Genomic DNA, 23074 nt, shown 5'->3' on the forward strand with positions numbered 1-23074 from the left:
CCGTGCCGTGCCGTGCCGTGCCGTGCCGTGCCGTGCCGTGCCGTGCCGGCTGCTGCTCTTCTGTGGGGTGGCTGGGTTGGCGCCAGTTCTAACCGGCGCCAACCACTCACGAGAACCCAGCCACGCACCTGCCAGCCGCTCAGCCCCGCACTCTCGCTGCTCGCCCGTATCCCGCGCACCTGTGCTTGCCTGCGCTCTTGTGCCTACCGGGCTTCCACTCCCGCCGTCGCTCCCTGACCAGCCTCCCGCGCGCCCTCCACCTGGACGACCCTCACCCGAACGACGGAGACCCACCCCGTCCCACCCATGCCGCCGCTATCCCCGGGCACGATGGCGTCCGCCAGCCCTAACTCAAATGTGACTCAGATCACTCGTCTCAGAGAACCGTAAGCGCGGAGGTGGCGTCTTGCCGGGTGTGAAGCACAAGCCACCCAGGGAGCCGGACGAGGAGCACCTCCTCCGGCGCACCGCCCGCGGTGATCGTGCGGCGTTCGAAGAGCTTTACCGCCGCACGTCGCCGTGGCTCGCGATACGCCTGCGGCACCGCTGCTCCGATGACCAGATCATCGCGGAGGTGATGCAGGAGACCTACCTCGCCGTGTGGCGCGCCGCGGGCTCGTTCGCGGGCGTCGTCGCCGGCGGCTCCGCCGTGGGCTGGGTGTGGACGATCGCGGTGCGGCGGCTCATCGACGCGTACCGGCGGCGGGCGCATCACGCGCATCCGCCGCCCGGAGTGCACGAGTCGCTGTCCGCGCCCGCCGCCGAAGAGGAGGCGCTGGCGGGCACGGTCGGCGATTCGGTGGGCGACGCCTTGCGCAGTCTCGCGCCGGAGCTGCGCGAGGTCCTGCAAGCCATGGCGCTCGACGGATTGTCGGTACGGGAGACCGCGATCCTGCTCGGCCTGCCCGAAGGCACGGTCAAAACCCGGGCCCGGCGCGCCCGGATCGCGATGCGGGAGGCGTTGTCGTGAAACCAGGACTGTCTGAAGGAGGTCAAGCCATGAACCACGTATCCGACCGGATGCTCGCCGGCTACGTCGCCGGTCGCGAACTGCCGGGGGACGAGGCATGGGCGATCGAAGGGCACCTGGAGAAGTGCGCGCAGTGCCGGGCTCGGCTCGCCGGCTCGTCCACCGCCGAGGTGGCCGGTCTGCTCGACACCGTGTGGGCCGGGCTGGAGCCGGATCTCGCCCAAGCGCCGCAGCCGATGCCGCGCCGGGCCGCGGCGTGGCTGCATTGCTGGGCGACCCCGGTAATGGTGCCGTGGCTGTTGATGGTCCTCGTGGTCGGCGCGCTGTCGGTCTACCTCGACCGGTCACTGCACGAGGGGCTGTCGTTCGTGCAGCTGCTTTCCCCCGTACTGCCGGTCTTCGGGGTGGCGGCGGCGTGGTCCCGCGGGCTCGATCCCTCGTACGAACTCACCGCGGCCACCCCACGTGCCGGGCTGGAGTTGATCCTGCGCCGGACCACGGCGGTAGTCCTACCGGTGCTGGCGGTGCTGTTGGCCGCCGGCTGGCTGGTCGGCGCGCGGATGGGATTCGGGCTACTGCCGTGCCTCGCGTTCACCACAGGGACCCTCGCGCTCGGCACGTTCATCGGCGTCGCCTGGGCGGCCTCGATCCTGGTCGGGCTGTGGCTCGGCGCGCTGGTGGTGCCGAGTGTCGCGTTCGGGGGCTCGGTCCTGCTGGAGAACGTCGCCTGGCCGGGCTGGCTGGCGGCCGCCGTCGTCGCGACCGTGTTCGTAGTGCTTCGCCGGAACACCTTTACGCAGCTTGCTGCGCATCACTGACGGAAACGAGAGGGGACACCGATGCGAGCTGTGGAAGCCGCCGAGGTCGCTCCGGCGACCTACGCCTGGGAGATCCAGGCACAGGGACTGAAAGTGCGGGTCAGCCGCAAGAAGATGGCGGTCGACGGCCTCGACCTCGCGCTCGGCACAGGCGTGCACGGGCTGCTCGGGCCGAACGGCGCGGGCAAGACCACCTTGATTCGCACCGTGGCCACGGTGCTGCGGCCGACGGAAGGCAGGTTGACGCTGCTCGGAGAGCCTGTCGGGGGGCACTTCGACCAGCGCGGCCTGCGCCGCCGGATCGGATATCTGCCGCAGACCTTCGGGTACTACAAGCGGTTCACCGTCCGCGAGTTCGTCGAATACATGGCGTGGCTCAAGGAAATGCCCAAGCGCGAGGTGCCGGGCGCGGTGCAGCGCGCGATCGAGCGGGTCGGTCTCGCCGAACGCGCCGAGGACAAAATGAAGACACTGTCCGGCGGCATGGTCCGCCGGGTCGGCATCGCGCAGGCGATCGTGAACGATCCGGTGCTCCTGCTGCTCGACGAACCCACTGCCGGACTCGATCCGGCGCAGCGGCTGCGTTTCCGCGAGCTGCTGCAGGAAATCGGCCGGGACGCGTGCGTCGTCGTGTCCACTCACCTGGTCGAAGATGTCGCCGCGGCGTGCTCGGACGTCGTCCTGTTCGCCGACGGGAAGCTGGTTTTCCAAGGCACCCCAGCCGATCTGGCCGCGGCGGGGAACGAGGCGGACGTCGGCGACAGCCCGATCGAGCGCGGCTATTCGGCGCTGCTCGGCCACGCACAGGGAAAGGGGTCCTGGTGATGAGCGTGTTCCGGGTCGAACTCCGGCGCACCATCGCTCCCTGGGCACCGGTCGCGATGCTCGTAGTGAGCCTGGGCCTGCTGCTGTTCTCGCGTGGGCCGTGGAGCCACGGCTCCGCGGCCTGGAACGAGACCTGGCTGACCGCGGTGCGGTGGCCGCGCTACCTGCTGGTGCTGATGTGGCCGATCATCGTCGGAGCCGCGGCGATCCAGGGCATGCGGGACGCCCGCGCGGGAGTCGGCGAGCTGTTCGGCTCCACGCCCCGGCCCGCCGGGCAACGAGCCGGGACGCTTGGCCTCGCCCTCGGGCTCGCCGCAGTGGTGGGTTATCTGGTGCTCGTCGCCGCCGGGGCCGGGCAGGTTGTGGCGAACGGCGGATTGTTCACCACGGCGTGGGTGATGCAGTTGGTGCTCGGCGTGCTGTCCGTGCTCGCCGGCGTCGCGGTCGGGCTCGGCGTCGGACGGCTTCTGCCGTATCCGATCACCGCGCCGGCGCTGGCCGTGCTCACGCTGGCAGGTGGGCTCTTCGCGCAAGTGTGGGGGGTGAACGGAGCGGCACCGAACGCGGTGGCGCTGCTGGGGATCGGGCAAGTGGAGCCGCACGGTCCGTTCGACCTGCCCAAGCCCGCGGTCGAGATCGGGCAGCTGAGCTGGTTGCTCGGGCTCACCGCGGCCGGAGTCGTGCTGCTGCTGGCCAGTTCAGCGCGGACCAGGGCGCTCGCACTGCTCCCGGTGGCAGCCGGATTGGCCGCGGCGTTGCCGCTCTTCCCATCCTCACCGCAGGACAACTTCGCTCCGGACACAACGGCAGCCGCTCTTGTCTGCGACGGTCCGGTGTGTGTGACGCGATTGCACGAGGATTGGTTGTCCACTGTGGCCGGTCCAGGAAAGGAAGTCCTGCAGCGGCTTGAGAAGCTGCCGCAACATGCGACTCGGGTAGAAGAATCGACAGAGCCGTACCGGGACAACAAAACAGGCCCGCGAGATCCGTCCCGGGTGCTGGTGCAGAAGGACAATTATGTGTTCTACGACAAAAGCGGCCCCAGCCTCACCATGGCGCTCCTTGGCGGCGCCGGGACAACGCAATGTCACGCGGCGTCCTACGGAGGTGAGCGAAACGACCGGGAGGACGCCGCGCGCTGGGTAATGGCGCAGTGGCTGGTCGGCTCGTACTCTCCGCCTTCGCACGCCGAGCTTCGGACCTGGACGGGGCCAGCGTGGGCGGCCCTCAAAGCGGTGCCGGAGGCGGAGCAGACCGCACGCATGGCCGCGGCGCGGCAGTTGGAGCTGAGCTGCACTGGTGACCCGCTGAAAGTCCTCATGGAAGGTGCGCGCTGATGCGGTGGACAGCGCTGTACGCGCGTTCGCGCCACCTCGCGGTGTCGCTGGCGGCGGTGTTGCTCTGTGCCGTCGTTCTCCCGCCGCTGCTGGGAGACAACTGGACGACGCTCTTCGCGACATTGACCCTCGGTGCTGCGGTCGCGGTGGCAGGCGTGGGCCTCAGCGGTCAGGACATCGATCTGGACCGCACGGCCTCCTTCCGCTGGCCGCCCCGGCGGCTCGTGCACCTGCTGCTGATCGGGGTGGTGGCTGGCGGAGCAATGCTGGCGATACAAGGTTTTGTCGACCGTCCGATCGAATCCGGCTGGATCCTCCGCAACGCGGCCGGGCTCATCGGCCTGACCGGGCTGGCGGCCGCGCTGTTCGGCGGCCAGTTCGGCTGGACGCTGCCCTTGGGCTGGGCGATGACGGCGATGTTCGTCCCGAGCGCCGTCGGTCAGGTCTACGCCGTCGTGGCTTGGCCGATGGCGACGGCGGACTCCGCCGCGGCGTGGTGGACGGCCGGGCTGCTGTTCGCAGCGGGAACGGCGGTGTACACGGTGGCGGGCGCTCGCAGATGAACCAGCGGACCGGCAATCCAGGCGCAGTCCCGCCCCTCCCCCAGGCAGGGGCGGGACTGCGGACCGGCGCGGCTTCAGACGTTCCGGTTGTTCGGCTTCACCTCCAGGGGTTCGCGGTCGGGATCGTCGATGCCGAGGCTGATGATGCGCTGCGGGTGAATGCGGATGACGGCTCCGTCGAGGTGACCGTCCGATGCGAAGGCGTCCGGCACGGCTTCCGCCCGGCCGCGGATCTCCAAGCAGCGGATGCGCATGGGGCTCGTCGAGGGCTGGTCGTCGATCACGATGGCGACCTGGCCGTTGGCCTCGACGTTGCGGTATTTCCGGCTTTTCGTCAGGTTGTACCCGGTCACGTCGATCGTCCGCGTCTCCGCGTTCCAGGCGAACGCGACCGGGCTGACCTGCAGAGTTCCATTCGGCTGCTGGGTGGCGATCCGGGCGAGCGGCTGGGTGGCCAGGTAGGTGAGTTCCGCTTCGGTGAACATGCACCTACTGTGCAAGTTCAAGTTTGCTTGAAGTCAAGCGCACGCGGGGGAGCACGTGCTCGGCGAACCGCCGCATCTCCGCTTCGAAGGGCTGGAATTGCAGCATAAACGTCTCGATTCCCAGGTCAGTCCACTCGCGGATCCGCTGGGCGACGGTGTCGTAGCTGCCGACCAGGCCGGCCGCGGTACCGCCGTTCGTGCCGATGTGCGGGTACTTGGCGAACGTCTGGAACATCACCGCCTTCGGATCGGCGTCCGCGACCAGCGCCTCCCACCGCGCCTTGCCCGCCTCGGCCAGGTCCCACAACGCCGCCAGCTCCGCTTCCGCTTCGACGTCGGTTTCGCGGGCCACCACGAACGCGGACAGTCCAAATCGGACCGGAGCGCCGGCGCGCGGGCGGGCGGCGACGTCCGCGATCAGTTTGGCGACGTTCTCCTTCGGCTGCCCGTTGATGAACCACACGTCGGCCTTGTCCGCGACCAGCGCTCGCGCCGGGTCCGACTCGCCGCCGACGTACACGGTCGGCGACGAAGCAGCGGGCCGCAGCTGGTACCCGTCAACCTGGAAATGCTTGCCCTCGAACGAAACCCGCTCACCGGCCAGCAGCCCGCGCACGACGCTGATCCATTCGCGGCCGTACTCGTACCGTTCGTCGTGCTCGGCGAACGGAACGCCCGCCCGCGCCAGCTCCGGCTTGTACCAGGCGTTGACCAGGTTCAGCCCGAACCGGCCGCCGCTGATCTCCTGGATCTGCAGCGCCTGTTTCGCCAGCACCACCGGGTGCACGAGATACGGCTTGATCGCCGCGATGATCTCGATCCGCTCGGTGAGCGCGGCGAGCGCGGCGGCGGACGTCCACGTCTCCAGCTGGTCCAGTTCGTCGCCGAACGGGTTCACCACGTGCTGCGCGATGAGCGTCGAATCGAAGCCGAGCCGATCCGCCTCGACGATCAACCGCCGGTTGCGCTCCCAGCTGGCGTCGACCGGATCGGCGGGATGATCGAACGGGCCCCACGACCCGTAGACGACCGCCCACACCCCGAACCGCGGCTGTGCCACAGCGACCACGACCGAACTCCTCACCTCGCGCGGATGAACGCGGTCACCGTCGCCTGCCCGGAGGGCACCGGCAACCGGTCCCACGCAGTGGCGGGGCGGGGAGGTTTGTACTGGTCAGGCGAAGAGCCCGGCACCCCAGTCGCTGGTCGGGGTGAGGCCCGGCGGAATCGCGAAGTGCGCGGAACCGGTGTGCTGCAGGTACTCCATCATCGCGTCTTTCGACGACAGCACCTGCTGCATCGGGACGTACTGCGTGCGGGTGTCCCGGTTGAACGCCAGGAAGAACAGCCCCGCCTCCAGGTGCCCGACTCCGTCGGAGCCGTCGACGAAGTTGTAGCCGCGGCGCAGGATCTGCACGCCCTTGCGCGTCTGGCGCGAGGCCAGCCGGATGTGCGCGTCCTCGGCGATCAGCGGCGTCCCGCCCGCGCCGCCGACCTGCAGATCGACCGGGTCGAACTCGCCGGTCTGCCCGAGCGGGGCACCGGTTCCCTTGGTGCGCCCGACAATCTGCTCCTGCCCGGCGAGCGTTTCGCGGTCCCAGGTCTCGATGTGCATCCGGATCCGGCGGGCGACCAGGTACGTGCCGCCCGCCATCCATGCTTGCCCGTCGCCTGCCTGCGCCCACACCTGGTCGCGGAGCACGTCGGTGTCCTCGGCCTTGATGTTGTTGGTGCCGTCCTTGAAACCGAACAGGTTGCGCGGCGTCTGCTGCGAGCGCGAGGTCGACGAGCTGCGGCCGAACCCGAGCTGCGACCAGCGCACCTCGGTGACGCCGAAGCCGAGCCGCACCAGGTTGCGCACCGCGTGCACCGCCACCTGCGGATCGTTCGCGCAGGCTTGGATGCACAGGTCGCCGCCGCTGCGGGCCGGGTCGAGTTTGTCCTTCGGGAACGCGGGCAGATCGATCAGCTGCGGCGGACGTTTCGCGGCGAGGCCGAACCGGTCGTCGAAGAGCGAGGGGCCGAAGCCGATCGTCAGCGTCAGGTCGGATGCGGGCAGGTCGAGCGCCTCGCCAGTGTCGTCCGGCGGGGCCTGCGCGGACCCGCCGAGCGCACCGTTCGGTCCGACGTCCTGGCCCGCGGTCATCCGCCGCGCCGCGGCCGTCCAGGTGCGCAGCAGTTCGCGGAGCTTCTTGGCGTCCTTGGTGGTCACGTCGAGCGCGGCGAAGTGCAGGTTCTGCTGCGTCGGCGTGTCGATCCCGGCCTGGTGCTCGCCATGAAAGTCCACAGTGGACACCGCGGCCGATGCGGGGGTACTGCCGCCGAGCCGGTCGATGCCGACCCCGGCCGCCGCGCCCGCGCCCGCCAGCGCGACCCCCGCGCCGGCCAGCCCGAACAGCTTCCGGCGGGAAACCTGCGTTCCCTCCTCGGTCACTTCGACACGACCTCCGCGACCTTGCTGAGCGGCTCGCTCAGCGCGTCGACTGCCGAGGCGAACGCCTTGATCTGGTCCTGGGAGAGCTCGTTGTAGTACTTGAAACCGTCTCCGGAGCGGGTCTTGTCCAGCAGCCCCTGCACGTTCGCGAACTCCTTGTCCAAAGTGGACACCAGAGCGGCGTCGCGCTCCTGGATGACCGGCCGCAGCGCGGCGATCGCGCCCTTGGAACCGTCGAGGTTGGACTGGAAGTCCCACAGGTCGGTGTGCGAGAAGGCCTCCTCCTCGCCGGTGATCTTGCCGGTGGCGACCTCGTCGAGCAAGCTCTTCGCGCCGTTGGCCAGGTCCAGTGCGCTCAGCTGCAGCGTCTTCGTCTTGGCGACGAGCGACTTCACGTCAGCGAGCAGCTTGTCCGCGATCTGCGGGCTGTCCGGCTTCAGCCCGGTGTTCCACAGGTCCTTCTCCAGCCGGTGGAACCCGGTGAACTGCTGACCGGGTTCGAGATCGGCCTCGCGCGCGTCGATGGCCGGGTCGAGATCCCCGAACTTCTCCGCGACCGGCTCGATCCGTTCGTAGAACACGCGGGTGCGCGCGTACTCGGCCTTAGCCTCGTCGACCTTCCCCGCCTTGACCGCGGCCACGAACTTCGCGGTCTCGGTCTCCAGCGCCGAGCTGTTGTTCTCGACGTAGGTCGCGTAACTCTTGGTGGCGGCGGCTTTCTGCGCATTGGCGTTGTTCTGGCTCTGCGCGCCGCCGGTGACGGTGAAGCCGCCGCGGATGCCGTTGCCGACCATGCCCGGTTTGCACGCGGTCTGGTACTTGCCCGCGTCCGGGACCTCGACGATGAGCCTCCGGTTCAGCCCCGGCGCGATGTTCTCGACCTCGCCCATGATCCGGTCGCCCTCGGCGTAGAGGTAGAACTCGGTGACTTTGCTGCCCTTGTTGGTGATCTCGAAGGTCAAGTTGCCTGCCGCCGCGGTCGTCGCCGACACCGAGCAGGCGGTGTCGGACGCCTCGACCTTGATCGGCCCGCCTGAGGTCGCGCCGGAAGTGCCGGACGCGGAGTTCGTGCTGTCGCAGGCGGTCAGCGCGGCGAGAGCACCGAGGCCGGCGAGCACAGCCGTCGAGGTTTTGCGGAACTGGGACACGGTCACTCCTTGGCGGCGGCCGGGGCGGCTGGAGCCGTCTCGGTCTTGTTCTTGCGGGCGGGCTTGAGAAACAGCGGCAGCACGATCGCCACGTAGGCGACCCACGCGATCGCTTGCAGCACGGTGGTTTGCTGCGAATAGTTGAAGATCCCCTTGAGCAGCGCTCCGTACCAGGAGGTTTCCGGCAGCGTGCTCGACGCGTCGAAGGCGAGCGTGGTCAGCCCGGGGATGAATCCGGCTTCCTGGAGGTCGTGCAGTCCGTAGCCGAGGACGCCGGCGGCGACGAACACCAGCAGCACGCCGGTGATCGTGAAGAACTTCGCCAGGTTGAACCGCACCGCGCCGCGGTAGAGCAGGTAAGCGAGCACGATCGCGGCGGCGATCCCGATCACGAACCCGATCAGCGGCTGCAGGGTGTCGGACTGCGCGGTCTGCACGGCCGAGTAGAAGAACACGGCGGTTTCGAGCCCTTCGCGGCCCACCGCCAGGAACGACAGCAGCAGCACCGCCGCCGGACCGACCTTGAGCGCGTCCTCCATCTTGCCGCGCAACTCGGCGGCGATGTGCCGGGAAGCCTTGCGCATCCAGAAGATCATCGCGGTGACGAAGACGACCGCGACAATGGAAAGACTTCCGCCGAGCAGTTCCTGATGCTCGAAACTCAGCTGCGCGGTGCTGTAGGTGAGGATCGCGCCGACCGCGACCGAAAGCAGCACAGCCGCGCCGACGCCGGGCCACACGAACCGCAGCGCGTGCCGCCGGTCGGTTTTGACCAGGAAGGCGACCAGGATGCTCACCACGAGAGCGGCTTCGAGGCCTTCGCGCAGCCCGATGAGCGCGCTCGAAAACACCACTGTTCAGTCCTCCTTCGACTACCTGACCTGATGTTTTTAGGTAAGGCTTGCCTGTAAGTCCAGAGGAAGGTTCGCTGCCCGGGCCCGGCAAAATGCGCAAAACGACGTTCCGTTGGCGGTTAGGTTAGGGTAACCGCAGGTCAGGGCCTCGCCGACGGGTCGCGTAACGAATTGTGTGACCTGGGCGTCTCGGTCGGGGAGTTAACCATCCGCTTGCCATTCGCCCAGTCCAGCGTCCCCCCGGCGGGTTCATCAGTAACCTGTCCGAGTGGCCGATACCACTCAGCCGACTAGTGCGCCGTCTCCGGCGGTTCCGCCGCGCCGCTACCCGAGCCGTATCGCGTTCGCGCTGGGTCTGGTGCTGACCGGGGTCGTGCTGGTGGTGACCATCGGGATCCAGAATCCGAACCCGCCCGCCGCTCCCGCCGCGGCCGCTCCGCCGCCGGCGCCGACCAAGGCGGAACCGCGCCCGCAACCCGGCTCCGAAGCCCCGCGCGTCGGGCTGGCCGCGCCGCCGGACCGCCCGCTCGTGTCCGACCAAGCGGAACTGGACGCGTGGGCGACCCGGGTCGCCGGAAAGACGCGCCTGGACGCACGAGTGCTCGCCGCGTACGGACGAGCGGAAATGTGGATGCAGCGGCAGAAACCGTCGTGCCACCTGTCGTGGGCGACGCTCGCGGCGATCGGGAACCTGGCCTTCGGAACCGAACAACCCGGCCCGGACGGCACTTTGCCGGTGAACCCCGGTCCAGCGGAAGGCCCGGACACCGACGCCGGAAAACTCGACGGCGACCGCACGGCCGACCACCGGGTCGGCCCGCTGCGGATCATGCCTGCCGCCTGGCACAAACACGCCCAGCGAGCGAACGGCGACGGCAAAGCCGCGGATCCCCGCAACCTCGACGACGCGGCGTTCACGGCCGCCCGCTACCTCTGCTCCGGCGACGACGACCTCGGCGCTCCGGCGGGCTGGTGGAAAGCGATGCTGTTCTACCACCCGGCGGTCAACTACGCGCAGGACGTCTTCACCGCCGCGGACACCTATGCGGCGGCGAGCGTGGAGCCTTGAGCCGACTGGCTGGGCCGATGGCGGCTCTGTTCGCCGCAGCCGATTCCCATGCGGGGTGAGGGTGGGGCCTTGAGCTGGTTGGGTGGGTCGGTGGCGGTTCGGCGGACCTCACAGCGGCCGGTTTCTGTGCTGCGGTGAGGGGTGGGGCCCCGAGCTGGTCGGGAGATCAGCGGCAATTCGGCGGACCTCACAGCGGCCGGTTTCTGTGCTGGGGTGAGGGTGGGGCCCTGAGCCGGTTGGGCGGATCAGCGGTAATTCGGCGGACTTCGCCATGGCCGATTCCTGTGCTGCGGCCTGAGCTGGGTGGATCGGTAGCGGCTCGGCGAGCTTGCCTCGGTTCGCTGGGGGCAGCCCGGCTGTCGTGGTTGGCCTTCGCTTCGGCAGCCAGCAGCTTGACCGTGGCTTGGCTGGAAGCTGAGCGCCGCGACCCGTGCTGACCGGCCCGGCGGTCGGGTCCTGCCCGCTTCGGCTAGTGGCTGCCGCTTGCCTCAGATCCGGTCGCGCCGCGGATGGTTCTTCATCGTGGTCCAGGCGCGGTAATCGGCCGAAACCCCGGCCCGCTCGGCGCGATCGGCAGTCAGTGGGTCGGCAGAGCGGCGCTCACCCGCACCGGCTTCTGCGGCAGAGTCTCGGCGCGCACGGGCTGCTTGCGCGGCTGGACCGGGTGGCGTTCGTTCAGTTCCACGAGCGCAGGCGCCAGCGCCATCAGCACCAGCACGAGCAGCCCGGCGGTCGCTCCGATCACGGTCAGCGCGGTCATGTCGGCCTCCTCTAATCGCTCTCTGTGATGACACCAAGGATCGCGCTTCGCCCGCTCTGCCCGGATCGGCCGACTGGCCGAGCCGGGTCGCCGGATGGCCAGGCTTCCCCGCTGCCCTGTTCACTTCAGAAGACGCGCCGGGGCCGTGCAGGATCCGGCGGTTGCACGCGAGTGCCTCCGCGGGTGCACGTTCAGGACATGCGGGCTCAGCGGTCGCTCAGCGTGATCCTCGCCCTGACCTCGCTGATCGCTTCGAGATACTCCGGCACCGGGTTCATCGCCGAGGCCATCCGCAGTTGTGCGAGCGCCTCGGCCAAACGGCCGAGGCGCTGGAGGGTGCGGCCGAGCACGAACCGGGCGTAGTGATCGGTCGGGTCCAGTTCCAGGACGCGGGTGAACGCGCGTTCGGCACGGCGCAGCTGGGCAGAGTGGAAGTACGCGCGCCCGGCGAGCAGTTGCACGCTCGGCTTGTCCTGCTCGTCGGCGAGCAGGGGTTCCAGCTCTTTGAGCGCGTCGAGCGGGCGTCGCCGCGCGACCAGATGCTCGGCGTTGCGGAACCTGCGGAAGCGCGATTCGCCGTCGGGTTCGGGGGCTGCTGCGGCGTCCGTCATGGTCGCCTCACGATACCGGCGCGGAGGGCGTTGCACGACCGTCAGACGAGTCGTGATGGACTGTTCCGCCATGAGCAGCGATCAGGAACCCGATTACGTGGGACTGGCGCCGTACCTCTACTACAGCGATGCGACCGCCGCGCTCGCGTGGCTGACCAGGGTGTTCGGCTTCACTGAGGAAGTCCGCTTCGAGGATGGGTCCGGCGAGGTTTTCCAAGCGACGCTCCGCGCGGGAGACGCTCGCCTGCAGCTGGCCGGGGTCGGTCCCGAATACTGGGAGGCCAAGGGGGTAGAAGGGCCGGTCGGGCAGTTGAACGTCGTGTACGTGACCGACGTCGACGCACAGCACGAGCGCGTGTCCGCGGCGCTCGGCGAGGACGCCGCGCCGGAACCGCCGCAGGACCAGCCTTACGGTGCGCGGATCTTCACCGTGGCCGATCCCGGCGGCAACAGCTGGACGTTCTGGCAGCAGGTGACCGACCAGGTCGAGCTGCCGTCGGGGTGGCGCGAAGTCCGTCCGGAGGACCCGAACGCCGAGGAGGCCGGCGAAGTGCCCGGCTGAGCTGGAGAACACGCAGCGGAACGGCCCCGCACCGGCCTGGCCTCCAACGGGTGAACCCGCTGGGCGGTTACTCTGGGCGGCGTCACCGCAGGCACGACCCACCAAGGAGCAGAGCGTGGCTCTCATCGAGCAGGTAGGCGCGCGCGAGATTCTCGATTCGCGCGGGAACCCGACCGTCGAGGTGGAGGTGGCGCTCGACGACGGCACCCTGGCCCGTGCGGCGGTGCCGTCCGGGGCATCGACCGGCGAGCACGAAGCGGTCGAGCTGCGCGACGGGGACACCGGCCGCTACAACGGCAAGGGCGTGGAGCGCGCGGTCGCCGCGGTGCTCGACGAGATCGGCCCGGACCTGGTCGGCGTCGACGCGGTCGACCAGCGGATCGTCGACCAGAAGCTGGTGGACCTCGACGGCACGCCCGCGAAGTCCCGGCTGGGCGCGAACGCGATCCTCGGCGTTTCGCTCGCCGTCGCGAAGGCCGCCTCGGAATCGTCCGAGCTGGAGCTGTTCCGCTACCTGGGCGGGCCGAACGCGCACGTGCTGCCGGTCCCGATGCTGAACATCCTCAACGGCGGTGCGCACGCCGACACCGACGTCGACATCCAGGAATTCATGATCGCGCCGATCGGCGCGGAGTCGTTCCGCGAGGCGCTGCGCTGGGGCACCGAGGTGTATCACGCGCTGAAGTCCGTGCTGAAGGGCCGCGGCCTGGCCACCGGCCTCGGCGACGAGGGCGGTTTCGCGCCGAGCCTCGCCAATAACCGCGAGGCGCTCGACCTGATCCTCGCCGCGATCGAGAAGGCCGGCTACGTGCCGGGCCGTGACGTCGCCCTCGCGCTGGACGTCGCCGCGACCGAGTTCTACTCCGACGGCGCCTACACCTTCGAGGGTTCGAAGCGCAGCGCGGAGCAGATGTCCGCGTACTACGGCGAACTGCTGCGCGACTATCCGCTGGTCTCCATCGAGGACCCGCTGAGCGAAGACGACTGGGACGGCTGGGTCCAGCTGACCTCCGAGATCGGCGACAAGGTCCAGCTCGTCGGCGACGACCTGTTCGTCACCAACCCGGACCGGCTCGAAGAGGGCATCACCCGCCGCGCGGCGAACGCGCTGCTGGTGAAGGTCAACCAGATCGGCACGCTGTCGGAGACGCTGGACGCGGTGTCGCTGGCCACGTCGTACGGCTACAAGTCGATGATGAGCCACCGGTCCGGCGAGACCGAGGACACCTTCATCGCCGACCTCGCGGTCGCCACCGGCGTCGGCCAGATCAAGACCGGCGCCCCGGCCCGCGGCGAGCGGATCGCGAAGTACAACCAGCTTCTGCGCATCGAGGAAACCCTCGCGGACGCCGCGCGCTACGCCGGCGACCTCGCCTTCCCGCGGTTCAGCTCGGAGGCCTGAGGGGCACATGGCCGACCGGGGGAGGGCGCGCAGCCGCCGCGGCGGCCGGGCAGCGGGAAGCGGGTCCAGCAGGGCCCGCCGTCCCGCGTCGGCCCGGCGCCGCACCGGCGCGGGCACGACGGAGACGACGAGGGCCCGGCTGCGCCGCGGCCTCGCGGCGAAACGCGCCTCCGGTGCGGCCAAAGTGCTCGGCATGTCGACCACCCGGCGCGCCGCCGTGGTGGCGATCGTGGTGTGCGCACTGGCGTTCACCGTCGCGGTCCCGTTGCGCACCTATCTTTCCCAGCGCTCCGAGGTCCGGGACCAGGAAGCGCAGCTCGCCCAGCTTCAGCACGAGGTCGCCCAGCTGCGCGACCGCAAAGCCCAGCTGAGCGACCCGGCCCAGATCGAGGCGGAAGCCCGCCGCAGGCTCCGGTACGTGAAACCAGGCGAGACCCCGTGGATGGTCCAGCTGCCGGAGGGCCAGCCCGGTTCGCCGGCAGCTGCCCAGCCTGGGCAGCAGCCTGCTCCGCAGGCGCCTTGGTACGAGAACCTGTGGGCGCAGGTTTCCGGGGGCTGAAGTTCCTGGGTTGGGCGGGGTTGCTCTGGCCGAGCGGGGTTGCTCTGGCCTGGCGGGGTTGCTCTGGCCTGGCGGGGTTGCACTGGCCTGGCGGGGTTGNGGCGGGGTTGCTCTGGCCTGGCGGGGTTGCACTGGCCTGGCGGGGTTGCTCTGGCCTGGCGGGGTTGCACTGGCCTGGCGGGGTTGACGGCTGGGTAGGGGCGCTGGCCGGGCGAAGCCGCGCTGGCTGGCGGTCTTCTGGTTTGGCGGGAGTCTCGCACGCGGAGCGTGCTGTTGGCTGGGTCAGGCTGGACACTCGGCTGGCTGAGCTTGCTGGACCGGATGGCTCGCCGGGTGCGGTTCCGGGCGGGCGGGTTGCCGCCGAGATCGCTGGCTGGTCAAGGGGCTGGCACGACCGGATTGTTGGCTGGGTGACGTCTCGGCCGGAGGTTTCCCCCGCCCAGCGGGCAGCCGGTTGGCGCTCGATGCTGAGCGCGGTCGGGTCCTTGGGCACGCTCCTTTCGGTTGCTGGCTTCGGTAGTTCCCGGGGCCGGACGGTCACTGAGCCGGACGGTCACAGATCTGCGCGGTGCTTGGAATTCAGATCCCTCGATCAGAGTTCTTCGTTGACCTTCCTTCCCGGTGGCTTGATTTGGTGGCGAAGCTTCGACTGCCTTCCACGCTAACCACATCGGAAGGGCGGCGGAGGCGGATGGGGCGAGTTGTCCACACGGTGTGCCGGTTGTGGACAACTCGGCCGTTTCGGCGGAGGTCGCGAGGGGGCCGGCGGGTGGCGGCATTAGCCTGGAGAGCGTGAACAGCAGCACGGAGACACCCCGATTCGAGCCCGTCACCGATGTCGACCGGGAGGTCATCGCGCAGCAGCTTGGACGTCCGCCACGGGCCTTGCGGGCGGTGGCCGCGCGGTGTCCCAGCGGGCATCCCTCGGTGGTCCAGACCAGTCCGCGGTTGGAGAACGGAACGCCGTTCCCGACGTTGTATTACTTGACCTGCCCTCGGTTGACGTCGATGGTGGGCACGCTGGAAGCGTCCGGCGTGATGAGGGAGATGACCGAACGGCTCACCACCGACCCGGAACTCGCGGCGACCTACCAGCGCACGCACGAGACGTACCTCGCTGAGCGGGATGCCATCGAGTCGCTCGGCACACAGGTGACCGCGGGCGGGATGCCCGGGCGGGTGAAATGCCTGCACGTCCATCTCGCGCACACGCTCGCGGCCGGACCAGGGGTGAACCCGTTCGGTGACGAGACCCTCGCCTGGGTCCGCGAACAGGGCTGGCCGACGGGCGACTGCGCCGGGTAACGCTCCGGTCTCGGGCGCGGATAGGCACAGCAGGGGCTGGTGTCCGCCTGGGCGGGAATGCTTCGCGGCGTGCACCGGAGCTTCACACCGAGCAGGCGAGCCTGGGTGCACCGCTGGGCGCGCCGGGGAGGGGCGGAAAGTGCGGGTGCCACGCAGATCCCGGCGGTCGGTGCGTGCTGAGGCGTCTTCTGCTGCGGACAGTCGGGTCGAGCCGGTTCCGGACGGTGCGGTCGAGTGGGTTGCCGATGACTCGGTGAGTGCTGGCGCTGGAGACGAAGCTGCTTGTGCCGACTCGGTTGGCGACGGTGTTGCCGGTGGCGAGGCGGTTGGCGGACGCAGCCTTGGTGACGAGGCCGCTGGTCGCGAGTCGGCTGGCGAGGTTGCGGGTGAAGCAGTTGCTGGCGCTGCGGGCGGGGATGAGGTTGCGGGCGGAGCGGATGCAGACGATGCAGGCAGTGGCTGTGAGGTTGCGGGTGGAGCGGTTGTCGCCGATGTGGGTGGCGCTGGCGACGGCGGTGAAGTAGCGGATGTCGCCGGTGTCGGTGGCGCAGGCCACGGCGGCGAAGTAGCGGATGAAGCGGTTGTCGGCGATCCGGATAACGACAGCAGCGGCGGTGAGGTAGCTGGTGAAGCGGTTGCCGACGGTGCAGGTGGCAAGAGCAGCAGCGAAGTAGCCGCCGAAGAGACCGTCGTGCAGGCGGGCGTGGCTGCCACAACGGCCGAAACCAAGAGAACCCCAGCGCTCATCGGGCCACCGTCGGATAAGGCGCGGTTGATCGGCCGGGTGCGGGTGCGGGCTCGACGGGGCCGTTATCGGGCGAGGCGGGTGGCTTCCCGGCATCGGACGGTGGTCGCGGTGCTCGCCGGGGTTCTGGGGGTGCTTCCGGCGACGGTCGGCGCGGGCGTGGTCGTCGGCTGGGCCGGGCGGATGCCGGTGGTGCACTCGGCGGACGTTATGCCTGATCAGGGGTACGACCCGGGCATCCGCGGCGTCGCCGTCGACGGGCGGTTGCCGGATGCGCCGGCACCGGTTCCGCTGCCTGCGTACGACCTTCCGGACGGGCCGCTCGGGATTCCGGCTACTGCGCTTGCCGCGTATCGGCATGCGGCGGAGGTGTTGGGGAAAGAGCAGCCGGGGTGTCATATCGACTGGGCGCTCGTCGCGAGCATCGGGCGAATCGAGTCGAATCACGCCCGAGGCGGATATGTCGACGCTGCTGGGACCACGCTCCAGCCGATTCTCGGGCCTCAGCTCAATGGCACAGGTCCGTACGCGGCGATTCCGGACACTGATCACGGCGTCCTCGACCAGGACCCGGTGTGGGATCGCGCGGTGGGGCCGTTCCAGTTCATCCCGGCGACCTGGCGGTCCTACGCGGCGGACGGCAACGGTGACGGCAAGGCCGACCCGGGCAATCTCTTCGACGCCTCGCTCGCGGCGGCACGCTACCTCTGCTCCGGCGGGCTCGACCTGGCCAATCCGGACCAGTTGCGGACTGCGATCTACCGCTACAACAACTCCGACGCTTACGTCACCACGGTCATTCTCTGGGCCGAGGCTTACCGGAAGGGCGTCGCGCAGGTGCCGGACAGTCCGGTTCCCGTCGGGCCGACGACGGCCAGTTCCGCGCCGCCCGCGAATCCGGGGGAGCGGCCGAGGACTACTGAGTCGTCGTTGCCGCCGGTCGCTACGGGTGGTCCGTCGACGACGCCTACTGGGCTGCCGCCGCAAACCAGCCCGACCGGGTCTCCTCCGGGCAGTACGACGGGAGAGCCGAGCACCGAGTCCAGCAGTCCGACGTGCGGATCCAGTACCTCGATCACGCCGACCTCGGCACCGACGTCGACGACTTCGACCTGCACCTCGTCGTCGAGCAGCAACTCATCGAGCAGTACCGCGGCTTCTGGCTGACAAGAGGTAACCTTGATTACACCATTACAAACCTCGCCACACCGCAGGGGAGACGATGAGTCTTCGTCAGTTCGAATACGCCTTGGCGGTCGCCGAGGCGGGGTCGGTGACCGCTGCGGCGGAAGTGCTTCACGTCGCTCAGCCGTCAGTTTCGCAGCAGATCCGGGGGCTTGAGCGGGAACTCGGCGTGCAGCTCTTCTCCCGTACGCCCACCGGGCTTGTGCCCACCGTCGTCGGGCGGGCGTTTCTCCGGGACGCTGAGGTCGCGGTGCGGGCAGCACGGCGGGCGCGGGCGACCGCGCGGGCGGGGGCGGACGAGCTGGTCGGCGAGTTGCTCGTCGCGGCGCAGATGGGGTTGGGGACTCGGCAGTTGCCGGGTGCGCTGGCTGCGTTGCGACGGAGGTATCCGAAGCTGGCGGTGACCGTGTTCGAGGAGCCGAATCCGGCTGAGCTGGAGCAGCTTGCCCGGCGCGGGGTGTTGGATCTCGCGTTGCTCGGCTCGGCGTGTGATGAAGGGTTGTACGAGGGGCATCACCTCGGCGACGAGGAGTTCGTGGTCGTCCTCGGTGCCAAACACCGGTTGCTCAAGAAGGACCGGATCGCGTTGCGGGAGCTGGAAGAAGAGCAGTGGATCAGGTTCGATCCGGCCAGCGCGCTCGACGGGTTCCTGACCGAAGTGTTGCGCGACAACGGGTTGAAGCCGACAGCGGTCGCGCGGGTGTCGCAGACCTCGACGGCGGTGCGGTGGGCCGCGCACGGGCTGGGAGCGACGCTCGTTCCGGCGTCGGCGGTGCCGGAAGGACATGAGCACCTCGTCCGGCCGGTGTTTCCGGTCGTGTCCCAGCCCGTCGTCGCGGCGGTCCGGCCCGGGGCGGGGCCCGCGGAGATGGCGTTGCTCGAGTTTCTGCGGCACGAGACCTGGTACCAGCCGGTGTCTCCGGCCGCCTGAAATCTCAGAGTTGCGTGTCGCCGCCGTCGACGACCAGTTCGATGCCGGTCGTGAAGGTGGCGTCGAAGGCCAGGAAGGCGACGGCGCGGGCGATCTCTTCGGGAGTGCCCAGCCGTTTCATGGGGTTGGCGGCGGCTCGCGCGGCTTTGAACTGCGCGGCTTCCGCGGCAGGCATTCCGGCTTCGAGGATCTCGGTGTCGACAGGGCCGGGGCTGATCGCGTTGACCCGGATGCCGCGCGGGAGCAGTTCGGCGGCGAGTGTGCGGGCCATCGAACGCAGCGCGGCCTTGCCTGCCGAGTAGACGCTGGTCTCCGGCAGGCCCATGACGTTCGCGGTCGAGGTGGTCAGCACGACGCCCGCTCCGGGGCGCAGCAGCGGCGCGAGCTTCTGCACGGTGAAGTACGCGCCCTTGACGTTGACCGCGAAGTCCGCGTCGAACTGCTCCTCGGTGACCGACTCGAACGGTGCTGTCCGGGCCATCCCGGCGTTGACGAACAAGGCGTCGATCGGACCGGGTACCTGGGCGGCCAGCGCGTCCAGGTCGGAGAGCAACGCCACGTCGCCTCGGATAGCTAGCGCATCGTCGCCGAGCTGGGCTAAAGCCGCGTCCAGCCGGGATGGGGAACGGCCGGTGATGATTACCCGCGCTCCGCCGTCGGCGAACAATTTCGCGGTGGCGAAACCCATTCCGGTGCTGCCGCCGGTAATGACTGCGGTTTTGCCCTGATAAACATTCATCGCGGGTATTCGCCTCCATCGACGGCCAGGCCGCTTCCGGTCAGCCAGTTCGCCTGGTCGGACAGCAGGAACAACACCGCGTTGGCGATGTCGCCGGGCTCGCCGTCGCGGCCAAGCGGGACATCGGGAAGAGCGGAGCCGGACGACAGGCTCGCCCACTGCTCTCGCGTCGCCAAGCCGCCGGGAGTGGCGGTCCGGCCGGGGGACACGGTGTTTACGCGGACGCCGGACGGGGCCAGCTCGGCGGCCAGGCCGTGGCTGTACGCCTCCAGTGCTGTTTTCGCCGCCACGTAGTGCAGGAACGGCGGGAACGGTGGACGGATCGCGGCGGTGGAGACGTGCACGATCGCGCCCGATCGGCGGTCTCGCATGCCCGGGGCCAGCAGCGCGTCCAGCCGGACCGCGGCCAGCAGGTTCACCGACAGCGCGTCCTGCCATTCGTCGTCGGGGATGGCCAGGCCGCTGGGGTGCGGACGCGCGCCGCCCGCGTTGTGGACCAGCAGGTCGACGCCGCCGAGGATCTCCTGTGCGGCGGAGGCGACCGTCTGGGCTCCGGCTTGGGTGCGGATGTCGGCCTCGACGAAGGACGCTCCCTCGGGCACCGGGGCGGCCGACCGGGCGGTGGTGAGCACGGTCGCGCCCGCGGCAAGCAATTGCGCCACGATTGCCGCGCCGATTCCGCGGGAACCACCGGTGACCACCGCGCGTTTTCCCGCTATCCCGTAATCGGGCATGCCAATAAACCTCTCGATAAAGGAGAATAAACCGCCGCGAAGCGAAATGCGGCGAACACGTCAACCGTAGGCCCGGAAAAGAGGGAAAGGCAAAGACCAAATGCCGGCGAGGGGGCATAGGGCCCGCCTATGCCCGCCTCGCCCGCGAAGCGCCGGAGACCAAGTAAAGTCAGAGCCATGCCTCGGGTAGCTGCGATCGACTGTGGGACCAACTCCATCCGTCTGCTCGTCGCCGAGTTGACGCCGCGCCACGACGGCACGGTCGACCTGCGCGACCTGCATCGCGAGATGCGCATCGTGCGGCTCGGCCAGGGTGTCGACGCCACCGGCAGGCTCGCGCCGGAAGCGCTCGAACGCACCCGCGCCGCGCTCGCGGACTACACCGTCGCCGCGCGGCGCAAGGGCGTCGAGAAGGTGCGCATGGTCGCCACCTCCGCGACCCGCGACGCGAGCAACCGCGACGAGTTCTTCACGATGACCCGCGAAACGCTCGGCGTCGAGGCCGAGGTGATCAGCGGCGACGAGGAAGCCCGGCTCTCCTTCACCGGCGCGGTCGGCGAGCAGGACCCGGACGACGGGCCGTTCGTGGTCGTCGACGTCGGCGGCGGCTCCACCGAACTCGTCCTCGGCACCTGGAACGGCCGCGAGGCCGAGGTGATCGCCGCGAAGTCCGTCGACATCGGCTGCGTCCGGATCACCGAGCGCGCGCTGAAGGGCGACCCGCCGACCGCCGACGAGATCGCTGCCGCCCGCGAACTGGCCCGCGGCATCCTCGCCGAGGCATTCGATCTCGTGGACGTCGCGAAGGCTCGCACCTGGATCGGCGTCGCCGGCACCGTGACCACGTTGTCAGCGGTTTCGCTTGGCTTGCCCGAGTACGACCCCGAGCGCGTGCACCTGTCGAAGCTGTCGCACGGCGAGATCGACCAGCTCGCCGGACAGCTCCTCGCGGCCGACCGCGCGACCCGTGCCGAAAACCCGGTGATCCACCCCGGCCGGGTCGACGTGATCGGCGGCGGCGCGGTCATCGTCCAGGTGCTCGCCGAGGAACTCGCCGCGCGCGGTGGTCCGGACCAGCTGGTGGTCAGCGAGCACGACATCCTGGACGGCATCGCTTTGTCGCTCGCCTGAACGCTCCGCAGCGGCGAGGTCACCAGGCGCGCGCACTCGTACCAAAGCCACCGAAAGTCATCAAGCGCAGTTAGTTGTGAGCTGACCGGGTGATGATCGGTGTCGTTATTCAGGTGCAACCCGGTGATCCGGTTACGAAGCGCTGATCCCGCTAGCCTCCATCTCGCTATTCGGACGCGAGAAACGGAGGGGACATGCGGGGTTCATCCAGGCTCTGGAGCGCGGCCGCAGTCGTGACAACCTTGTCACTGCTCCTGACCGCCTGTGGGGGCGGCGGATCCAGCAGCGGGTCGTCGGGAGAAGCGGATCCGAACGGGACCTTCACGGTCTACGGCACGGAACCGCAGAACACGCTGATTCCCACGAACACCAACGAACTCGGCGGTTCCAAGGCCGTCGACCCGATGTTCTCCGGCCTCGTCGCGTACAAGGGTGACAGCGGCGAACCGTACAACTTGATGGCGGAGTCGATCACCACGACCGATTCCAAGGTCTTCGACATCAAGATCAAGCACGGCTGGAAGTTCCACGACGGAACCGAGGTCAAGGCGAAGAACTTCGTCGACGCCTGGAACTACGGGGCCAACTCGGCGAACGGCCAGATCAACAGCACGTTCTTCGAGAACATCGCGGGCTACTCCGACGTCCACCCGGCCGACAAGGCGGCGAAGCCGGCCAAGGACAAGATGTCCGGCCTGGCGGTCAAGGGCGACTACGAGTTCCAGGTGACCCTGGACGCGCCGTTCTCCGTGTTCACCACCAAGATCGGCTACACCGCGTTCGCGCCGCTGCCGGACTCCTTCTTCAAGGACCCCGCCGCCTTCGCGAAGCACCCGATCGGCAACGGCCCGATGAAGTTCGTCAGCCGCACGCCGAACGTCGACATCAAGCTGACCCGGTTCGAGGACTACCCGGGCCCGGACAAGGTCAAGTTCAAGGACCTCGACGTCAAGATCTACGCCAGCCAGGAAACCGCCTACCAGGACCTGCTGAGCAACAAACTCGACTTCATCGAGACGCTGCCGCCGTCCGCGCTCACCGCGGACAAGTACAAGACCGATCTCAAGGACAACCTGGTCACCGGGCACCTGCTCGGCATCAGCACGATCGCGGTGCCGTACTACGTGCCCGGCTACAACAACCTCGACCTGCGCCGGGCGATCTCGATGGCGATCGACCGCGCGCAGATCACCAAGACGGTCATGCACGACACCTACGTCCCGGCGGACGGCTATGTCTCGCAGGGCATTCCGGGCTTCCGGCCGGGCGTGTGCGGCGAGTACTGCAAGTTCGACCCGGCGAAGGCGAAGGAACTGTTCGCGAAGTCCGGGTTCAAGGGCAAGCTCACCATCGCCTCGAACGCCGACGGCGGCCGCAAGGAACCGCTGGTGGCCGCGTGCAACAGCATCAAGAACACGCTCGGCGTCGAATGCGATTTCGTTCCGGCGACCGACTTCGGCCAGTGGCGCAGCATCGTGACCGGGCACAAGCTGACCGGCATGGGCCGTTCCGACTGGTCGGCGGACTATCCCTCCATTGAGGACTTCCTCAACCCGCTTTACCGGACCGGGGCCTCGGCGAACGACTCGACGTACTCCAACCCGCAGGTCGACGCTCTGCTGAAGCAGGCCGACTCGACGGCGGACAAGGACGCCGCGGTCAAGCTGTACCAGCAGGCCGAGGACCTGGTCGCGAAGGACCTGCCCTCGATCCCGGTATGGGACGAGAAGGGCGTCGCGGCCAAGTCGAAGCACACCAAGACCGTGGTCCTCGACTTCCGCCGCCGCGCGGACTACTCGTCGGTCGAGGTCCTCAAGAAGTGACGCGCTGACTCGTCCGTTCCCACCACGCGGCTCGTGAGTGTTTATGCCGGTCAGAACCGGCGTAGGCACTCACGAGCCCGGCGC

Annotated in this window: 24 protein-coding genes; 14 read left to right on the top strand and 10 right to left on the bottom strand. The window is 69.1% G+C overall.

The window, feature by feature from the left end:
- Positions 1-415 precede the first annotated feature (415 nt).
- From A4R44_RS01400 to A4R44_RS01420, 5 genes are read left to right on the top strand one after another with little or no spacing between them, the layout of a single operon-like run.
- Complete coding sequence (locus tag A4R44_RS01400; RefSeq protein ID WP_067575609.1) at positions 416-970, top strand: RNA polymerase sigma factor; 555 nt, start codon at positions 416-418, stop codon at positions 968-970.
- 29 nt (positions 971-999) lie between these two features.
- Positions 1000-1788: a zf-HC2 domain-containing protein gene (locus A4R44_RS01405; RefSeq protein WP_067575611.1), complete on the top strand. Its 789-nt coding sequence runs from the start codon at positions 1000-1002 to the stop codon at positions 1786-1788.
- A 21-nt stretch (positions 1789-1809) separates the two neighbouring features.
- Positions 1810-2613: an ABC transporter ATP-binding protein gene (locus A4R44_RS01410; protein WP_067575612.1), complete on the top strand. Its 804-nt coding sequence runs from the start codon at positions 1810-1812 to the stop codon at positions 2611-2613.
- A complete protein-coding gene (locus A4R44_RS01415) occupies positions 2613-3950 on the top strand; it encodes a hypothetical protein (RefSeq protein WP_067575613.1) in 1338 nt (445 codons plus the stop codon). The genes A4R44_RS01410 and A4R44_RS01415 overlap by 1 nt, the downstream gene beginning before the upstream one ends.
- A complete protein-coding gene (locus tag A4R44_RS01420; protein ID WP_067575614.1) occupies positions 3950-4513 on the top strand; it encodes a hypothetical protein in 564 nt (187 codons plus the stop codon). The genes A4R44_RS01415 and A4R44_RS01420 overlap by 1 nt, the downstream gene beginning before the upstream one ends.
- 74 nt (positions 4514-4587) lie before the next feature.
- Here A4R44_RS01420 and A4R44_RS01425 read toward each other — a convergent pair whose 3' ends face one another.
- From A4R44_RS01425 to efeU, 5 genes are all read right to left on the bottom strand, one after another.
- Positions 4588-4998 carry a PPOX class F420-dependent oxidoreductase gene (locus A4R44_RS01425; protein ID WP_067575616.1) on the bottom strand — a complete coding sequence of 137 codons (411 nt, stop codon included), beginning with the start codon at positions 4996-4998 and terminating at the stop codon, positions 4588-4590.
- A gap of 4 nt (positions 4999-5002) precedes the next feature.
- Positions 5003-6067 carry an LLM class flavin-dependent oxidoreductase gene (locus A4R44_RS01430; RefSeq protein WP_232791456.1) on the bottom strand — a complete coding sequence of 355 codons (1065 nt, stop codon included), beginning with the start codon at positions 6065-6067 and terminating at the stop codon, positions 5003-5005.
- A gap of 105 nt (positions 6068-6172) precedes the next feature.
- Positions 6173-7432: an iron uptake transporter deferrochelatase/peroxidase subunit gene (efeB, locus tag A4R44_RS01435; RefSeq protein WP_067575617.1), complete on the bottom strand. Its 1260-nt coding sequence runs from the start codon at positions 7430-7432 to the stop codon at positions 6173-6175.
- Positions 7429-8580: an iron uptake system protein EfeO gene (efeO, locus tag A4R44_RS01440; RefSeq protein ID WP_067575618.1), complete on the bottom strand. Its 1152-nt coding sequence runs from the start codon at positions 8578-8580 to the stop codon at positions 7429-7431. Before efeO ends, efeB begins: the two co-directional genes overlap by 4 nt.
- 2 nt (positions 8581-8582) lie before the next feature.
- Positions 8583-9434, bottom strand: coding sequence for an iron uptake transporter permease EfeU (gene efeU, locus A4R44_RS01445; protein ID WP_067575619.1), 852 nt, complete (start codon positions 9432-9434; stop codon positions 8583-8585).
- Between the two features lie 268 nt (positions 9435-9702).
- Between efeU and A4R44_RS01450 the strand changes: the two genes are divergently transcribed.
- A complete protein-coding gene (locus tag A4R44_RS01450; RefSeq protein WP_093573373.1) occupies positions 9703-10503 on the top strand; it encodes a murein transglycosylase in 801 nt (266 codons plus the stop codon).
- A 577-nt stretch (positions 10504-11080) separates the two neighbouring features.
- Here the strand turns inward: A4R44_RS01450 and A4R44_RS01455 are convergent.
- Both A4R44_RS01455 and A4R44_RS01460 read right to left on the bottom strand, forming a co-directional pair.
- The gene (locus A4R44_RS01455; protein ID WP_067575622.1) at positions 11081-11263 is read right to left on the bottom strand and encodes a hypothetical protein; all 183 of its coding nucleotides are present in this window, start codon (positions 11261-11263) and stop codon (positions 11081-11083) included.
- 206 nt (positions 11264-11469) lie between these two features.
- Positions 11470-11874: a tetratricopeptide repeat protein gene (locus A4R44_RS01460; RefSeq protein ID WP_067575623.1), complete on the bottom strand. Its 405-nt coding sequence runs from the start codon at positions 11872-11874 to the stop codon at positions 11470-11472.
- Positions 11875-11944: 70 nt separating this feature from the next.
- Between A4R44_RS01460 and A4R44_RS01465 the strand changes: the two genes are divergently transcribed.
- The 4 genes from A4R44_RS01465 to A4R44_RS01480 all read left to right on the top strand — a co-directional run bounded on the left by A4R44_RS01465 (position 11945) and on the right by A4R44_RS01480 (position 15702).
- Positions 11945-12436 (top strand): glyoxalase/bleomycin resistance/extradiol dioxygenase family protein, encoded by a 492-nt coding sequence (locus tag A4R44_RS01465; RefSeq protein ID WP_232791457.1) that lies wholly within the window; start codon positions 11945-11947, stop codon positions 12434-12436.
- A gap of 115 nt (positions 12437-12551) precedes the next feature.
- Positions 12552-13838, top strand: a complete 1287-nt coding sequence (gene eno, locus A4R44_RS01470) for a phosphopyruvate hydratase (protein ID WP_067575628.1) — start codon at positions 12552-12554, stop codon at positions 13836-13838.
- Between the two features lie 193 nt (positions 13839-14031).
- Positions 14032-14397: a septum formation initiator family protein gene (locus tag A4R44_RS01475; protein WP_095213142.1), complete on the top strand. Its 366-nt coding sequence runs from the start codon at positions 14032-14034 to the stop codon at positions 14395-14397.
- A 783-nt stretch (positions 14398-15180) separates the two neighbouring features.
- Positions 15181-15702 carry a DUF501 domain-containing protein gene (locus tag A4R44_RS01480; protein WP_067576518.1) on the top strand — a complete coding sequence of 174 codons (522 nt, stop codon included), beginning with the start codon at positions 15181-15183 and terminating at the stop codon, positions 15700-15702.
- 82 nt (positions 15703-15784) lie between these two features.
- On the opposite strand, the gene A4R44_RS45180 is transcribed toward A4R44_RS01480, so the two are convergent.
- The gene (locus tag A4R44_RS45180) at positions 15785-16543 is read right to left on the bottom strand and encodes a hypothetical protein (RefSeq protein WP_157904805.1); all 759 of its coding nucleotides are present in this window, start codon (positions 16541-16543) and stop codon (positions 15785-15787) included.
- Here A4R44_RS45180 and A4R44_RS01490 point away from each other — a divergent pair.
- Both A4R44_RS01490 and A4R44_RS01495 read left to right on the top strand, forming a co-directional pair.
- The gene (locus A4R44_RS01490) at positions 16529-17614 is read left to right on the top strand and encodes a lytic transglycosylase domain-containing protein (RefSeq protein ID WP_232791458.1); all 1086 of its coding nucleotides are present in this window, start codon (positions 16529-16531) and stop codon (positions 17612-17614) included. The genes A4R44_RS45180 and A4R44_RS01490 overlap by 15 nt on opposite strands.
- Before the next feature lie 55 nt (positions 17615-17669).
- Positions 17670-18563: a LysR family transcriptional regulator gene (locus A4R44_RS01495; RefSeq protein ID WP_067575632.1), complete on the top strand. Its 894-nt coding sequence runs from the start codon at positions 17670-17672 to the stop codon at positions 18561-18563.
- Between the two features lie 4 nt (positions 18564-18567).
- On the opposite strand, the gene A4R44_RS01500 is transcribed toward A4R44_RS01495, so the two are convergent.
- Positions 18568-19302 carry an SDR family oxidoreductase gene (locus tag A4R44_RS01500; RefSeq protein WP_067575634.1) on the bottom strand — a complete coding sequence of 245 codons (735 nt, stop codon included), beginning with the start codon at positions 19300-19302 and terminating at the stop codon, positions 18568-18570.
- Positions 19299-20036, bottom strand: a complete 738-nt coding sequence (locus tag A4R44_RS01505; RefSeq protein WP_067575636.1) for an oxidoreductase — start codon at positions 20034-20036, stop codon at positions 19299-19301. The genes A4R44_RS01500 and A4R44_RS01505 overlap by 4 nt, the downstream gene beginning before the upstream one ends.
- Before the next feature lie 177 nt (positions 20037-20213).
- Here A4R44_RS01505 and A4R44_RS01510 point away from each other — a divergent pair, with 177 nt between their 5' ends.
- Positions 20214-21167 (top strand): Ppx/GppA phosphatase family protein, encoded by a 954-nt coding sequence (locus A4R44_RS01510; RefSeq protein ID WP_067575638.1) that lies wholly within the window; start codon positions 20214-20216, stop codon positions 21165-21167.
- Between the two features lie 194 nt (positions 21168-21361).
- The gene (locus tag A4R44_RS01515) at positions 21362-22990 is read left to right on the top strand and encodes an ABC transporter substrate-binding protein (RefSeq protein WP_067575640.1); all 1629 of its coding nucleotides are present in this window, start codon (positions 21362-21364) and stop codon (positions 22988-22990) included.
- Positions 22991-23074: the final 84 nt, after the last annotated feature.

The sequence above is a fragment of the Amycolatopsis sp. M39 genome, assembly GCF_001651785.1.
Taxonomy (GTDB): Bacteria; Actinomycetota; Actinomycetes; order Mycobacteriales; family Pseudonocardiaceae; genus Amycolatopsis; species Amycolatopsis rubida.

What these genes read in the sequence shown, in the direction of transcription:
- A4R44_RS01405 (WP_067575611.1), top strand. Translation starts at nt 1,000, where the DNA reads ATGAACCACGTATCCGACCGGATGCTCGCCGGCTACGTCGCCGGTCGC.
- A4R44_RS01410 (WP_067575612.1), top strand. Translation starts at nt 1,810, where the DNA reads ATGCGAGCTGTGGAAGCCGCCGAGGTCGCTCCGGCGACCTACGCCTGG.
- A4R44_RS01415 (WP_067575613.1), top strand. Translation starts at nt 2,613, where the DNA reads ATGAGCGTGTTCCGGGTCGAACTCCGGCGCACCATCGCTCCCTGGGCA.
- A4R44_RS01420 (WP_067575614.1), top strand. Translation starts at nt 3,950, where the DNA reads ATGCGGTGGACAGCGCTGTACGCGCGTTCGCGCCACCTCGCGGTGTCG.
- A4R44_RS01425 (WP_067575616.1), bottom strand. Translation starts at nt 4,998, where the DNA reads ATGTTCACCGAAGCGGAACTCACCTACCTGGCCACCCAGCCGCTCGCC.
- A4R44_RS01455 (WP_067575622.1), bottom strand. Translation starts at nt 11,263, where the DNA reads ATGACCGCGCTGACCGTGATCGGAGCGACCGCCGGGCTGCTCGTGCTG.
- A4R44_RS01460 (WP_067575623.1), bottom strand. Translation starts at nt 11,874, where the DNA reads ATGACGGACGCCGCAGCAGCCCCCGAACCCGACGGCGAATCGCGCTTC.
- A4R44_RS01465 (WP_232791457.1), top strand. Translation starts at nt 11,945, where the DNA reads ATGAGCAGCGATCAGGAACCCGATTACGTGGGACTGGCGCCGTACCTC.
- A4R44_RS01475 (WP_095213142.1), top strand. Translation starts at nt 14,032, where the DNA reads ATGTCGACCACCCGGCGCGCCGCCGTGGTGGCGATCGTGGTGTGCGCA.
- A4R44_RS45180 (WP_157904805.1), bottom strand. Translation starts at nt 16,543, where the DNA reads ATGCCGGGAAGCCACCCGCCTCGCCCGATAACGGCCCCGTCGAGCCCG.
- A4R44_RS01495 (WP_067575632.1), top strand. Translation starts at nt 17,670, where the DNA reads ATGAGTCTTCGTCAGTTCGAATACGCCTTGGCGGTCGCCGAGGCGGGG.
- A4R44_RS01500 (WP_067575634.1), bottom strand. Translation starts at nt 19,302, where the DNA reads ATGAATGTTTATCAGGGCAAAACCGCAGTCATTACCGGCGGCAGCACC.
- A4R44_RS01505 (WP_067575636.1), bottom strand. Translation starts at nt 20,036, where the DNA reads ATGCCCGATTACGGGATAGCGGGAAAACGCGCGGTGGTCACCGGTGGT.
- A4R44_RS01510 (WP_067575638.1), top strand. Translation starts at nt 20,214, where the DNA reads ATGCCTCGGGTAGCTGCGATCGACTGTGGGACCAACTCCATCCGTCTG.
- A4R44_RS01515 (WP_067575640.1), top strand. Translation starts at nt 21,362, where the DNA reads ATGCGGGGTTCATCCAGGCTCTGGAGCGCGGCCGCAGTCGTGACAACC.